Below are 14,121 nucleotides of genomic sequence, written 5' to 3'. Positions count from 1 at the left end.
GGGCCGAGTTCTCGCGCGGGGCCCGCGGGATGTTCCCGCGGGCCCCGCGCGTCCACGCGAGCCGGTCGCCCGGCCGGTCGGACCCGACCGGGGCCGGACCCGCGGCCCGGCGCGGGTCAGGCCTTGGCCGCCCGGGTCGTCCCCTTGGCGGCGACCGTCTTCTTCGCCGCGGTCTTCTTCGCCGCCGTCTTGCGGGGGGCCCGCACCGAGGCGGCGTCGCTGATCCTCTCCGGTCCCAGGGCGTCACGGAGGAACTTGCCGGTGTGGCTGGTCGAGACGGCCGCGACCTGCTCGGGCGTGCCCTCCGCGACGACCAGGCCGCCGCCGGCCCCGCCCTCGGGGCCCATGTCGACGACCCAGTCGGCGGTCTTGATCACGTCGAGGTTGTGCTCGATGACAATGACCGTGTTGCCCTTGTCGACCAGGCCGGAGAGGACCGCCAGCAACTTGCTGATGTCCTCGAAGTGCAGGCCCGTGGTCGGCTCGTCCAGGACGTAGACCGTGCGGCCGGTGGAGCGCTTCTGCAGTTCACTCGCGAGCTTCACCCGCTGCGCCTCACCGCCGGACAGGGTGGTGGCGGCCTGGCCTAGCCGGACGTACCCGAGACCGACGTCGTGGAGCGTCTTCATGTGGCGGGAGATCGCCGGGACGGCCTCGAAGAAGTGCATGGCCTCTTCGATCGGCATGTTCAGGACGTCGGCGATGGACTTGCCCTTGTAGTGGACCTCCAGGGTCTCCCGGTTGTAGCGGGCGCCGTGGCAGACCTCGCACGGGACGTACACGTCCGGGAGGAAGTTCATCTCGATCTTGATCGTGCCGTCGCCCGCGCAGTTCTCGCAGCGTCCGCCCTTGACGTTGAAGGAGAAGCGGCCGGGCATGTAGCCGCGGACCTTCGCCTCGGTCGTCTCGGCGAACAGCTTGCGGACGTGGTCGAAGACACCGGTGTACGTCGCCGGGTTGGAACGCGGGGTGCGGCCGATGGGCGACTGGTCGACGTGCACGACCTTGTCGACGAGGTCGTCGCCGTCCACACGCGTGTGCCTGCCGGGGACGCTGCGGGCGCCGTTCAGCTCACGGGCCAGATGGGTGTACAGGATGTCGTTGACCAGGGTGGACTTGCCGGAGCCGGAGACTCCGGTGACCGCGGTGAACACACCCAGGGGGAAGGACACGTCGATGTCCTGCAGGTTGTTCTCGCGGGCGCCGTGGACCGTGAGCCGGCGTGCCGGGTCGTGCGAGCGGCGGATGTCCGGCAGCGGGATGGCCTTCTTGCCGGACAGGTACTGGCCGGTCTGCGACTCCGCGTTGTCCAGCAGCTCCTTCAGTGAGCCGCTGTGCACGACCTTGCCGCCGTGCTCACCGGCGCCCGGCCCGATGTCGACGATCCAGTCGGCGACCTTGATGGTGTCCTCGTCGTGCTCGACGACGATGAGCGTGTTGCCCATGTCGCGCAGCCTGACCAGGGTCTCGATCAGCCGGTGGTTGTCGCGCTGGTGCAGGCCGATGGACGGCTCGTCGAGGACGTACAGGACGCCCACCAGGCCGGAGCCGATCTGGGTGGCCAGGCGGATGCGCTGGGCCTCACCACCGGAGAGCGTGCCCGCGGCGCGGTTCAGCGAGAGGTAGTCGAGGCCGACGTCGACCAGGAAGCGCAGCCGCTCGTTGACCTCCTTCAGCACGCGCTCGGCGATCTTCTTGTCGCGGGCGGTCAGCTTCAGGCCGCCCAGGAAGTTCGCGCACTCGCTGATCGACATGGCCGAGACGTCGGCGATCGACTTCCCCATGACGGTGACGGCGAGAACGATGGGTTTGAGGCGGGTGCCCACACAGGAGGGGCAGGCCACCTCGCGCATGTAGCCCTCGAAGCGCTCGCGGCTGGCGTCGCTCTCGGCCTCGCTGTGCCGGCGCTTGACGAAGGGAACGGCGCCTTCGAAGGACGTCGTGTACCGGCGCTCCCTCCCGTACCGGTTGCGGTAGCGGACCTCGACCTGGGTCTTGTGGCCGTGGAGCAGGGCCTTCTTCGCGCGCTGCGGCAGACCCGCGAAGGGGATGTCCGTACGGAAGCCCAGCGCGTTGGCGAGGGCGCCGACCAGACGGGCGAAGTAGTCCTTGGTGTGGCCGTGCGACCAGGGGTGGATGGCGCCCTCGTCGAGGCTCTTCTCCTCGTCGGGGACGATCAGCTCCGGGTCGACCTCCATGCGCGTGCCGATGCCGGTGCACTCGGGGCAGGCGCCGAAGGGCGAGTTGAAGGAGAAGGAGCGGGGCTCCAGCTCCTCGAAGGACAGGTCGTCGTACGGGCAGTACAGGTGCTCGGAGAACATGCGCTCGCGCTCGGGGTCGTCCTCCGGGAGGTCGACGAAGTCGAGCACGACCATGCCCCCGGCCAGGCCGAGCGCGGTCTCGACGGAGTCGGTGAGGCGGCGCTTGGCGCTGTCCTTCACGGTGAGGCGGTCGACGACCACCTCGATGGTGTGCTTCTCCTGCTTCTTCAGCGTGGGCGGGTGGGAGAGCTGGACGGTCTCGCCGTCCACCCGCGCGCGGGAGTAGCCCTTGGTCTGGAGGTCGGCGAAGAGGTCGACGAACTCGCCCTTGCGCTCGCGCACCAGCGGCGACAGCACCTGGAAGCGGCTGCCCTCCGGCAGCTCCAGCACCCGGTCGACGATGGCCTGCGGCGACTGGCGCGTGATGGGCCGGGCGCACTCGGGGCAGTGCGGCTTGCCGATGCGCGCGAAGAGCAGCCGCAGGTAGTCGTAGACCTCGGTGATGGTGCCGACCGTGGAGCGCGGGTTGCGCGAGGTCGACTTCTGGTCGATGGAGACCGCCGGGGACAGGCCCTCGATGAAGTCGACGTCCGGCTTGTCCATCTGGCCGAGGAACTGCCGGGCGTACGAGGAGAGCGACTCCACATAGCGCCGCTGGCCCTCGGCGAAGATCGTGTCGAAGGCCAGCGAGGACTTGCCCGACCCCGACAGGCCCGTGAAGACGATGAGCGAGTCGCGCGGGAGGTCGAGCGAGACGTTCTTGAGGTTGTGCTCGCGTGCTCCACGGACGATGAGACGGTCGGCCACGCCGGTCCGCACCTTTCTTGAGAGAAGTGACAGGGGCGGGCCCCCCGTGTTTTCCCACACTAGGGCGAGCCACTGACAACGCCGGTCGGATTCACGGGTTGACAACAATCCCCGGCTCTCCAGCATGCCCGACGCCGCACCCGAGCTTATGGCACGTGTATTCGATTTACGGCCCTCCTTCGCCACCTTCGCCCAAAGGTGTGACGGGACTAGGGTCGGCCCCATGACTGATCACGCTCATGACCTGGCAGCTGTACATGAAGCGACCGAGCGGCTGCTCAGTGCGGTCGGCGCACTGGACAACGCCGCTGTGACCCAATCGTCACGGCTTCCCGGCTGGACGCGTGGACATGTGCTGGCCCACCTGGCCCGCAACGCGGACGCCTTGGTGAACGTCCTGGAGGGGCGTCCGATGTATCCCTCCGCCGAAGCCCGGGAGGCCGACATCGAGCGGGGCGCCCCGCGCCCCCTCGACGTCCAGCTCGCGGATCTGCGGGAGACCGGGGCCCGCTTCCAGGAGGTGGGCGCGGCACCTGCGGACTGGTCACGCACCGTGGCACTGCGCAACGGCGTCACGGACCGGGCGGACCGGGTTCCGTTCCGGCGCTGGGTCGAGGTGGAACTGCACCACGTGGACCTCGGCATCGGCTACGAGCTGGAGGATCTGTCGACGGAGTTCACCGAACGGGAGATCCGCTTCCTGGTGGCGCGGTTCAATGGCCACGAGGACATGCCCACGACGCGGCTGACCACGAGTGACGGCCGGACCTGGACCACCGGCGGCGGGGCACCGGGCGACCCGGTCGAGGTCGAGGGTCCGGCCGCCGACCTGCTCGGCTGGCTCGCCGGACGCCGCGGTGACTCCGGACTGACGGTGAAGACCGGCACGCCGCCCGCCCTTCCTCCGCTATAGGCTGGCCGCCATGACCTACAACGGGCAGGTGACGGTCGGCGGACCGGCCGACGTGCACGAACTCAAGGACCTGATGATCACCAAGGTCGCGGTCGGGCCCATGAACAACAACGCCTATCTCCTGCGTTGCCGGGCCACCGACGAGCAGTTGCTGATCGACGCGGCCGACGACGCGGACACCCTGCTGGGCACGATCGGCGACGACGGCATCGCGTCCGTCGTCACCACCCACCGGCACGGCGACCACTGGCAGGCACTCGCCCAGGTCGTGGCGGCCACCGGCGCGCGCACCCACGCGGGCCGGGACGACGCCGAGGGCATCCCGGTGCCGACGGACGTCCTGGTCGACGACGGCGACACGATCCGGGTGGGGCGGGTGGAACTCACCGCGCGCCATCTCGTCGGCCACACGCCCGGCTCGATCGCCCTCGTCTACGACGATCCGCACGGGCATCCCCATGTGTTCACCGGGGACTGCCTGTTCCCGGGCGGTGTGGGCAATACCCACAAGGACCCGAAGGCGTTCGCCAGCCTGATCCACGACGTGGAGACAAAGATCTTCGACGTGCTCCCGGACGAGACCTGGGTCTACCCCGGACACGGCGACGACACCACGCTGGGGGCGGAACGTCCGCATCTGCCGGAGTGGCGCGCACGGGGCTGGTGAGCGCCACCGGGTGACGCGGCGGACGCCGGCACGGGTGTGGGGCCGGCACAGGTGAGGAACGCCCTCCGGGCGATCGGGACTTACGCCTGTGCCCTGCCCGGGCCGGCCAGCGCCGCGATGCGCTCCACGGCGAACACATAGCCCTGCACCCCGCACCCCGCGATGACCCCGTCGGCCCGCAGCGAGACGTAGGAGTGGTGCCGGAAAGACTCGCGCCGGTGGATGTTGGAGATGTGGACCTCCACCACGGGCAGGCCGTCACAGGTGTTGAGGGCGTCGAGGATCGCGACGGAGGTGTGCGAGTAGGCACCGGGGTTGATCACGATGCCGCAGTGGTTCAGCCGCGCCTCGTGGATCCAGTCCACCAACTGGCCCTCGTGATTGGACTGCCGCAGATCCACCGTGCCGCCGTGCGCGCCCGCCGCCTCGACGCACAGCGCCTCGACATCGGTGAGCGTCTCGGAGCCGTAGATCTCCGGCTGACGCTGCCCGAGCAGGTTCAGATTGGGGCCATTGAGAATCATGATCGGGGCATCGGCCAGGTTGCGGCGCACAGTTCGTCCGGTCCTTTCGGAAGGTTCGCGATGAAGCGGCATGAAGCCGGTCGCAACGGCCGGTCGTCACCGGAACGCTGCTCGGAGACCGGTCTATCACGGTGCCCCGGGCGCATGCCGGGCCCCCGAGGGTGCCGACGGAACCGTCTCCGGGTGGGGGTGCGCCCGCGCGTGTGCTGCGGGGTGCGCGCCCGCCCGGAGGCGGTTCGGGGTCGGTGCTACGGGTTGAGAGCCAGTTCGAGATAGGCGCCGAGGATCACCAGGTGCACCCCGCCCTGGAGCGGTGTGGCCCGGCCGGGGCGTACGGTCAGGGCGCCGACCACCACGGTCAGGGTGAGCAGCACCATATGGGTGTTGCCGAGGCCCAGGACGAGCGGACCGGAGAGCCAGAAGGACGCGAGCGCGACCGCGGGGATACTCAGTCCGATACTGGCCATCGCCGAACCGAGTGCGAGATTGACACTGGTCTGCACACGATTGCGCTGCGCGGCACGCACGGCCGCGATGGTCTCGGGAAGCAGGACCAGCAGCGCGATGATCACACCGACGACGGCGTGGGGCAGCCCTGCAGCCGATACACCGGACTCGATGGTGGGCGAGACTCCTTTGGCAAGGCCGACCACCCCGACCAGGGCCAGGCCGAGCAGGCCGAGGCTGATCAGAGCGGTGCGGTTGGAGGGCGCTTCGGCGTGCTCGTCGTCGTCCTCGACCTTCGTGACCGGCATGCCCTGCTTGCCCAGCTTCTGTACGGGCAGGAAGTAGTCACGATGTCGAACGGTCTGGGTGGCGACGAACAAGCCGTAGAGAATCAGTGAGGTGACCGCGGCGAAGGTGAGCTGCACCGCGGAGAATTCCGGCCCCGGCTTGCTGGTGGTGAACGTCGGCAGCACGAGGGTGAGCCCCGCCAGCGTCGCCACCGTGGCGAGCGCCGCGCCGGCGCCTTCCGGATTGAAGACGGCCGTGCCGTGACGCAGTGAGCCGACCAGAAGACTCAGACCGAGAATGCCGTTGACGGTGATCATCACGGCTGCGAAGACGGTGTCCCTGGCCAGGGACGCGGTCTCGGGCCCGCCGTCGATCATCAAGGTGACGATCAGCGCGACTTCGATGATCGTGACGGCGACCGCGAGGACCAGTGAACCGAAGGGTTCACCGACCCGGTGGGCCACCACCTCCGCATGGTGCACGGCGGCCAGCACCGCTGCCGCCAGCACGACGATCGCCACGGCGATGACCACTCCGGGCAGTTCGCGTCCCCAGGTGAACACCAGGAGCACCGCGGCGAGCACCGGCACCACGGTCGTCCACCGGTTCGTCAGCCCTTTGATCCACCTGCTCATGAAGCGAGGCCCTCGGAGGGGAATGAGCGCCGCACTCCGGTCTCTCTGTGCCCTGACGGCCCGCTCGTCGCACCGCCCACTTCAACGTCCGCGCTGCCGGGGGGTCTCGGGCAGTACGGTTGGTCTCGCCGGTGTTCGGCGAGCTCCCTCGCTCCCACGTTCCTTGTCGTTCTGGGGTAGTCGTTGTCGCGCATGATCTCCTCTACTGCTGGAGGAACGGTCAGTGACGGGCGGCAGCGAGCGTGGCCGCGATTCCTTCCGCTGAGGTTTCTGTCGTGATCCGGCGGGAGACAGGCAGATACCGGGAGCGGTGCTCGGCTGTGGGCCGCGCCCCGCTCCCGGAGATGTCCTGTCCGGTGACGGACGGGGTCAGACGTTGACGCTGTTCTTGTCGGAACCCTCGGTCTGGGCCTGCTTCTTGGAGGCCCGCAGGCTGGTGATCGTGGTGACGACCAGGACGGAGCAGATCACGCCCAGCGACACCGGGATGCTGATCACGGGAACGTGTACCCCGGACTCGTGCAGTGCGTGCAGCACCAGCTTCACGCCGATGAAACCGAGGATGATCGACAGTCCGTAGGACAGGTGGACCAGCTTCCTCAGCAGGCCGCCGAGGAGGAAGTACAGCTGCCTCAGGCCCATCAGGGCGAACGCGTTCGCGGTGAACACGATGTACGGGTCCTGGGTCAGGCCGAAGATCGCGGGGATCGAGTCGAGCGCGAAGAGCACGTCGGTGGTGCCGATGGCGAGCATCACGACCAGCATCGGGGTCATGACCCGCTTGCCGTTCTGCTCGATCCACAGCTTGGTGCCGTGGTACCGGTCGGCCACGCCGAACCGGCGCTCGGCGGCCTTGAGGAGCTTGTTCTCCTCGAACTCCTCGTCCTCCTCGTCGGCCCTGGCCTCCTTGATGAGCTTCCAGGCGGTCCAGATGAGGAAGGCACCGAAGAGGTAGAAGACCCACGAGAAGTTGGCGATGATCGCCGCGCCCGCGGCGATGAAGATGGTCCGCAGCACCAAGGCTATGACGATACCGACGCCGAGCACCCGCTGCTGGTACTGAGACGGCACCGCGAACTTCGCCATGATCAGGACGAAGACGAAGAGGTTGTCGACGCTCAACGACTTCTCGGTGATGAAGCCGGCGAAGAACTCACCGGCGGGCCGGCTTCCGGCGAAGACCCACAGGCCGACTCCGAAGAGCGCGGCCAGGGTGATCCAGACAATGGACCAGATCCCAGCTTCTTTGATCGATACGTCGTGCGGCTTGCGGCCGATGAAGAAGTCGATCGAGATGAGGGCGACAAGGCCCATGATTGTCAGGACCCACAGGGTCAGGGAAACATCCACTACGCCTCCGGCAGATACGTCTCACGGCAAAAGTCAGCGTCGTCGCTGCCGGAGGTCTCTTCCACCCGGGTTGCCGGCACTCCACAGCGCCGGACAGCTACTCGGGCCGACGCCCCGGGATCTGGCCTGATCCGTATTGACGGGGTCGCCGCACAGACAGGGAGTACTCCCCTCCGTGCGGAAAACCTTACCCCCATGCCCAAGGATTGGTAAAGAGATAGGTAAAAGAAAGGCCAAAGTGGCAGATGAGAGGTGGTGCCATGGGAACTTGGTCCAAGGGGTGGGACACACCCAGTCAGCCGAACCGAGACGCGGTCAGGGCCGCCAGGCGCGGCGGGCCTCGGCGACCCGGGTGAGCACCTGCTGGAGGACCTGGCTGCCGGGCGGCACCAGCGGGGGCTCGTACGTCCACGCGTGCCCGACCCAGGGGTCGGCCAGATGACTGTCGGCCACCGGCGTCAGCCGCAGCAGCGCACGCCACAGCGGATCGAGCAGCGGGCCGTAGCCGGCGGACTCCTCACGGTCGGCGACCATCATCAGGTGGACGCCGACGGACGGGCCCTCGTCGGCGAGGTACCGCAGCTGGTTCACGGCACGGTCGTCGAAGCCGTGCGGGAAGTCGTTGACGATCAGCAGTTGCTGGGAGGTGTCGAAGCCGGGCGGCAGCGAGTCGGCCGCTCCGCCGCGCAGCGCCATCTGCACCAGGTCGACCCGCTGGGTGAGCCTGGCCCAGGACATCCGCGACACCCGCGGCGCCCTGGGCGGGCGGGGCCGCCAGCACACCCGTCCGCGTCAGCGGTGCCAGCGGCTGCGCGCCCGATCCGGCCGGGTCGATGACGTGCACGGTGAACTCGCCCGCCGGATAGACGGCGAGCAGCCGGGCCGCGTGGGACACGGCCGTCTCCACGGCGAGGCGTCGCATGTCGTGGGGGTCGGTGAACGACTCGTCCAGCGCGTCGGCGCGTCCGCTGTCGATCCACAGACCGCGCTCCAGCGGTAGCCGGAGCAGCATCGGGATGCGGATGCGGTCGGCCTCGGGCAGCCGGAGGTCGCCCAAGCGCAGCGCCATGGGAATCTCCATCGGCACCCGGTAGGCGTGCCAGACGGGGTTGTCCCAGCGCGCGTAGGCCGGCGGGAGGGCGGGCTCGACGACGTCGGCCTCGGCGACGAGCTGGGCGAGGTCCCGGTCGAGGGCCTCCCTCGCCTGGTCGACGAGCTGGGCCTGCCGTGCCCTGGCCGCCTCGCGCGCGGCGTCGCCCTGGCCCCCGATCCGGCTGCGCGGGTCGGACAGGACCTGTTCCAGCTCCTTGTCCATACGTGACTCGGCGAAGTCGACGGCGCTGCGGTAGGCGGCGGTGGTGCGGGCCAGGTCCTCGAACATGCCCCACACCTGGTTGTAGAGGCGCTCGTCCATGGACCAGCCGGTCGCGTCACCGGCGACGGGCTGGGCGTGCTGCCCGGTCTGGGCCGGGGGCGCGATCGACGGGGGCGGCGGCGGAGCGGCCTTCTGCCGGCGGGGGTGGCTGTAGTCGATCGGGCCACTGGTGGTCGCCGCGGACGGGTCGGCGGCTCCCCCGGGGTACGCCTGCTGCGGTCCGCCCTGTCCCGGCAGGCCGGCCGGCTGACCGCCGTACGCGGGCGGCACGGGGCCGGGGGCGCCCTGCGGTGCGGTGCCGGCGCCCTGGTCGGGGCGGCGGGCCGGGATGGCCGTCTGCCGGGAACGGTCGCCGTCGGACGGACGGGACGGGGGCGCCTGCACGGAGCGGGCGAGACCCCGCGCGACCGCTTCGTCGATGCTGCCCGCGAGCCGCTGCGCCTGGGGCAGGCTCTGGTCGGTGAAGAGTTCGGTCAGGCCACCGGCGTATCCCTGGCCGACCGCACGGACCTTCCAGGCGCCCTGACGCCGGTAGAGCTCCAGGGCGACGACGGCCGACTCGGCGCCCAGGCCGGTGACGGTGTAGCTGGCCACTTCGGTGCCGTCCAGCCCGGTGACCGCAACAAAGGGGGCGGCGACGGCACCGAAGCGGGCGGGGCCCTGGCCGTCGGCCGAGGCGGGCAGGGCGAGCAGCACGCTGACCCGGTGGACCGCGTCCGCCAGCGCGTCCAGGTCCACCGCGAGCCGGTGGTCGGCCGCGGCCTGCCGGGACACCTCCAGGCCGGGCTGGGTGGGCGCGCCCGGGTGGGCCACCCACTCCACCCCGTGGATCCGGCCGTTCTCGTCGCCGAGCGCGGCCGCGGTCACGATCGGTGTACCGGCCGAGACCCGGATCTCGAGACGGGACTGGGAGAGCGGGTGGTTCTGCCCCCGCACCAGTTCAGCCGTCATCGCCTTCGTCCCCCTGTGTCGCGTGTGGTGCGGCTGTCGCGTGCGGTGCTGCTCAGAGCACCGGCAGGATCGACGGCATCAGGTCCTGGAAGGTGCGGCCGTTGGCCGGGTTGCCGAGGGCCGTCATCGTCCAGCCCGTGCCCGAGCGGTGCACCTTCGCCATGAGCTGGGCCGTGTAGGCGCCGCCGCCGGCCAGCGTGTAGCGGGCCAGCTCCTGGCCGTTGGTCTCGTCGACGAGCCGGCAGAACGCGTTCTGCACCTCCTGGAAGGTCTGGCCCGTGAAGGAGTTCACGGTGAAGACGATCTGGTCGATGTGGACCGGGACACGGGACAGGTCGACGAGGATGGCCTCGTCGTCGCCGCCCTGGCCGACGCCACCGACGAGGTTGTCGCCGGTGTGGCGCACGGAGCCGTCGTCGCTCACCAGGTGGCGGAAGAAGACGACGTCGACCGGCTGCTTGTCGGCGAACAGGACGGCGGAGGCGTCCAGGTCGATCTCCCGGGTACGCGAGCCGAACAGGCCGCGGCGGGGAGCCGCCTGCCAGCCGAGACCCATACGGACCGCGGTCAGGCTGCCGCCGTCGTTCTTCTGCAGACTGATGGCCTGACCCTTGGTCATGTTGACGGTCACGCGCTGATTCCCCTCTCGGACTTCCCCTGTTGCCGCGGAACCGCGGTTGACCAGAACCCTACGCAGGGGCACTGACAGCGACGTACCCCGGTCCGCACTTTGTGTCGGTCTTGCAACACATCCCGTGCGGGACGGAGAGCCGCGGAAGCCCGGCGCCGGCGCGCGGCGCCGTCAGGACAGGCCGGCCTCGCGCATCTGGCGCAGTTCCTTCTTCATCTCGGAGACCTCGTCGCGCAGCCGGGCCGCGATCTCGAACTGGAGGTCGGCGGCGGCTGCCCGCATTCGCGAGGTCAGCTCCTCGATCTGCTCGGCGAGTTCGGCCGCCGGGCGGTCGGTGGGCACCGGCTCGGCGCCCTTGGCCCTGCCCTTCGTGCCCTTGGCCGCCTTGCCGAGCGCGGGCACCGGTGCCTTGGCCGCGCCGCCGTCCTTCTTGGTCTTGCGGTAGCCGGAGTCGAGCAGCTGCTCGGTGTCGATGTCCTCGCGGGCGATCTGCGCGACGATGTCGTTGATCTTCTTGCGGAGCGGCTGGGGGTCGATGCCGTTGGCCTGGTTGTAGGCGACCTGCTTCTCCCGGCGGCGGTTGGTCTCGTCGATGGCCTTCTCCATCGCCGGGGTGATCTTGTCGGCGTACATGTGGACCTGGCCGGAGACATTGCGCGCGGCCCGGCCGATGGTCTGGATCAGGGAGGTGCCGGAGCGCAGGAAGCCCTCCTTGTCGGCGTCGAGGATCGCCACCAGGGACACCTCGGGCAGGTCGAGGCCCTCACGCAGCAGGTTGATGCCGACGAGGACGTCGTACTCGCCGCTGCGCAGCTCCCGCAGCAGCTCGACCCGGCGCAGGGTGTCGACGTCGCTGTGGAGATAGCGCACCTGGATGCCGAGTTCGAGGAAGTAGTCGGTGAGGTCCTCGGCCATCTTCTTGGTGAGCGTGGTGACCAGGACACGTTCGTCCTTCTCCACGCGCGTGCGGATCTCGTGCACCAGGTCGTCGATCTGGCCCTCGGTGGGCTTGACAACGACCTCCGGGTCGACCAGGCCGGTGGGGCGGATGATCTGCTCGACGACGCCGTCCGAGCGGGAGAGCTCGTACTGGCCGGGGGTGGCCGACAGGTACACGGCCTGACCGATGCGCTCCTGGAACTCCTCCCACTTCAGCGGGCGGTTGTCCAGGGCGGAGGGGAGCCGGAAGCCGTGGTCGACGAGGGTGCGCTTGCGGGAGGCGTCACCCTCGTACATGGCGCCGATCTGCGGCACGGTGACATGCGACTCGTCGATGACCAGGAGGAAGTCCTCCGGGAAGTAGTCCATCAGGGTGTTCGGCGGGGAGCCGGGCAGGCGGCCGTCGAAGTGCATCGAGTAGTTCTCGACGCCGGAACAGCTGCCGATCTGGCGGAGCATCTCGAGGTCGTAGGTGGTGCGCATCCGCAAACGCTGGGCCTCCAGGAGCTTGCCCTGCTTCTCCAGCTCGGCCAGGCGCTCGGTGAGCTCCTTCTCGATGTCGCCCACGGCCCGCTCCATGCGCTCGGGCCGGCGACGTAGTGGGAGGCCGGGAAGACGTACAGCTGCTGGTCGTCGCTGATGATCTCGCCGGTGACCGGGTGGAGCGTGGAGAGCGCCTCGATCTCGTCGCCGAACATCTCGATGCGGACGGCGAGCTCCTCGTAGACGGGGAAGATCTCGATGGTGTCGCCGCGGACGCGGAAGGTGCCGCGGGTGAAAGCCAGGTCGTTGCGCGTGTACTGGATGTCCACGAAGCGGCGCAGCAGCTCGTCCCGGTCGAACTCCTCGCCGACGCGGAGCGGCACCATGCGGTCGACGTACTCCTGCGGGGTGCCGAGGCCGTAGATGCAGGAGACGGAGGCGACCACGACGACGTCGCGGCGGGTGAGCAGGGAGTTGGTCGCGGAGTGGCGCAGCCGCTCGACCTCCTCGTTGATCGAGGAGTCCTTCTCGATGTAGGTGTCCGACTGCGGAACGTACGCCTCGGGCTGGTAGTAGTCGTAGTACGAGACGAAGTATTCGACCGCGTTGTTCGGCAGCAGCTCGCGGAACTCGTTGGCCAGCTGGGCGGCCAGCGTCTTGTTCGGCGCCATCACCAGGGTGGGGCGCTGGAGCTTCTCGATCATCCACGCGGTGGTGGCGGACTTGCCGGTGCCGGTCGCGCCCAGGAGAACGACGTCCTTCTCACCGGCTTCGATGCGCCGGGCGAGGTCGGCGATGGCCGCCGGCTGGTCGCCGCTGGGCTGGTAGGGGCTGACGACCTCGAAGGGCGCCACCGTGCGTTCGATCTGGGAAACGGGCCGCATGTCACCCACCGTACGACTCGCCACTGACAACGGGACCCGATCAGTCCGGTGGAAGGCTGCGGTCAGCGCTTCTGCGGGGTGCGGGAGCGGTGCTCGACGGGGCCGCGGGCGCGCAGCCGGCGGTGTGCCGGGGAGGAGTGGTGCCGGTGGTGGGCGGGGACGCCGGGCTTGTGCTCGGCGGGGGCCGGGCTGCGCCGCCCCATGATTACCAGCGGGTCGAAGATCACCACGATGCCGGCCAGGACGAGGAGGGCGAGCGGGCCGAGCATCATGGGCGCGAGCAGGGAGGCCGCGGACTCTCCCGCGGTGGGGTCGGCCGTTCCGTGGATGTGGACCTCCAGGGCGGCCATGCCGGTGTAATGCATGCCGGTGACCGCGAGGCCCATGACGAGACTCGCGCCCACGCTCCCCAGGAAGCCTCTGGCCTGTCCGGCCGCCCACAGGGCGGCGGTGGCGGCGACCATGGCGATGGCGACGGACGCGGCGACGGTGAGGGTGTCGTACTCCAGCGTTCCGTCGAGGCTCATGCTGGCCATGCCCAGGTAGTGCATGGATGCGATACCGAGGCCGGTGATGGTGCCCCCGGTGAACAGCGGCGTCCCGGTCGCGCCCCGGTAGCCGACGACGAAGATCCCGAGACCCACCATGACGAGGGCGACGCCCAGGCTGGCGAGCGTCATCACGCGGTCGTAGTGGATGGGCGTTTTCTCGATCGTGAAGCCCATCATCGCGATGAAGTGCATCGTCCATATGCCGGAGGCGATGGCCGCCGCGCCCAGGGCGAGCCAGCCCGGGCGCCAGGACCGGGCCACGACGAGGGGTCTGGTGGCGCACCGCAGGCCCAGGGCACCGCCGAGGCAGGCCATGAGGAAGGCCACCACCGGTGTGACCAGGCCGTAGTTGAATCCGTCGACCGTGCTCTGCATGCGCGGCTGCCCTTTCCCGCCGTTTGCGTCCCGGAATCGT

The 14,121-nt window shown here is 69.5% G+C and carries 8 protein-coding genes and 2 pseudogenes; 2 read left to right on the top strand and 8 right to left on the bottom strand.

All coding sequences use genetic code 11. The annotated features are described in order from the left end of the window. Window positions 1-116 precede the first annotated feature (116 nt). Window positions 117-3,068 (bottom strand): excinuclease ABC subunit UvrA, encoded by a 2,952-nt coding sequence (uvrA, locus tag WJ438_RS30780; RefSeq protein WP_406728118.1) that lies wholly within the window; start codon window positions 3,066-3,068, stop codon window positions 117-119. A gap of 223 nt (window positions 3,069-3,291) precedes the next feature. Between uvrA and WJ438_RS30775 the strand changes: the two genes are divergently transcribed. Further along, window positions 3,292-3,981, top strand: a complete 690-nt coding sequence (locus WJ438_RS30775) for a maleylpyruvate isomerase family mycothiol-dependent enzyme (RefSeq protein ID WP_406728117.1) — start codon at window positions 3,292-3,294, stop codon at window positions 3,979-3,981. Window positions 3,982-3,991: 10 nt separating this feature from the next. Beyond that, window positions 3,992-4,648: an MBL fold metallo-hydrolase gene (locus WJ438_RS30770; protein WP_406728116.1), complete on the top strand. Its 657-nt coding sequence runs from the start codon at window positions 3,992-3,994 to the stop codon at window positions 4,646-4,648. An 80-nt stretch (window positions 4,649-4,728) separates the two neighbouring features. Here the strand turns inward: WJ438_RS30770 and aroQ are convergent, their stop codons facing one another. The 7 genes and pseudogenes from aroQ to WJ438_RS30735 form a co-directional block, all read right to left on the bottom strand. Continuing rightward, on the bottom strand, window positions 4,729-5,202 hold the full coding sequence (gene aroQ / locus WJ438_RS30765) for a type II 3-dehydroquinate dehydratase (RefSeq protein ID WP_406728115.1): 474 nt from the start codon (window positions 5,200-5,202) through the stop codon (window positions 4,729-4,731). Window positions 5,203-5,420: 218 nt separating this feature from the next. Beyond that, on the bottom strand, window positions 5,421-6,542 hold the full coding sequence (locus tag WJ438_RS30760) for a calcium:proton antiporter (protein ID WP_406728114.1): 1,122 nt from the start codon (window positions 6,540-6,542) through the stop codon (window positions 5,421-5,423). Window positions 6,543-6,911: 369 nt separating this feature from the next. Then, window positions 6,912-7,892 (bottom strand): TerC family protein, encoded by a 981-nt coding sequence (locus WJ438_RS30755; protein WP_406728113.1) that lies wholly within the window; start codon window positions 7,890-7,892, stop codon window positions 6,912-6,914. Window positions 7,893-8,207: 315 nt separating this feature from the next. Further along, window positions 8,208-10,218 (bottom strand): annotated as a pseudogene (locus WJ438_RS30750) (TerD family protein). A 52-nt stretch (window positions 10,219-10,270) separates the two neighbouring features. Beyond that, entirely contained in the window at window positions 10,271-10,849 is a 579-nt protein-coding gene (locus tag WJ438_RS30745) for a TerD family protein (protein WP_055597847.1), read from the bottom strand. 171 nt (window positions 10,850-11,020) lie between these two features. Further along, window positions 11,021-13,155, bottom strand: a pseudogene (gene uvrB / locus WJ438_RS30740) (excinuclease ABC subunit UvrB). Window positions 13,156-13,217: 62 nt separating this feature from the next. After that, window positions 13,218-14,081: an MHYT domain-containing protein gene (locus WJ438_RS30735; protein WP_406728112.1), complete on the bottom strand. Its 864-nt coding sequence runs from the start codon at window positions 14,079-14,081 to the stop codon at window positions 13,218-13,220. Window positions 14,082-14,121 lie beyond the last annotated feature (40 nt).

It is taken from the genome of Streptomyces sp. GD-15H (assembly GCF_045291515.1).
GTDB lineage: Bacteria > Actinomycetota > Actinomycetes > Streptomycetales > Streptomycetaceae > Streptomyces.
This window is presented reverse-complemented; position numbering and strand designations above follow the sequence as displayed.

Excerpts from the sequence above, each read along its gene's own strand:
- WJ438_RS30760 (WP_406728114.1), bottom strand. The coding sequence starts at position 6,542 with ATGAGCAGGTGGATCAAAGGGCTGACGAACCGGTGGACGACCGTGGTG.
- WJ438_RS30775 (WP_406728117.1), top strand. The coding sequence starts at position 3,292 with ATGACTGATCACGCTCATGACCTGGCAGCTGTACATGAAGCGACCGAG.
- WJ438_RS30770 (WP_406728116.1), top strand. The coding sequence starts at position 3,992 with ATGACCTACAACGGGCAGGTGACGGTCGGCGGACCGGCCGACGTGCAC.
- WJ438_RS30735 (WP_406728112.1), bottom strand. The coding sequence starts at position 14,081 with ATGCAGAGCACGGTCGACGGATTCAACTACGGCCTGGTCACACCGGTG.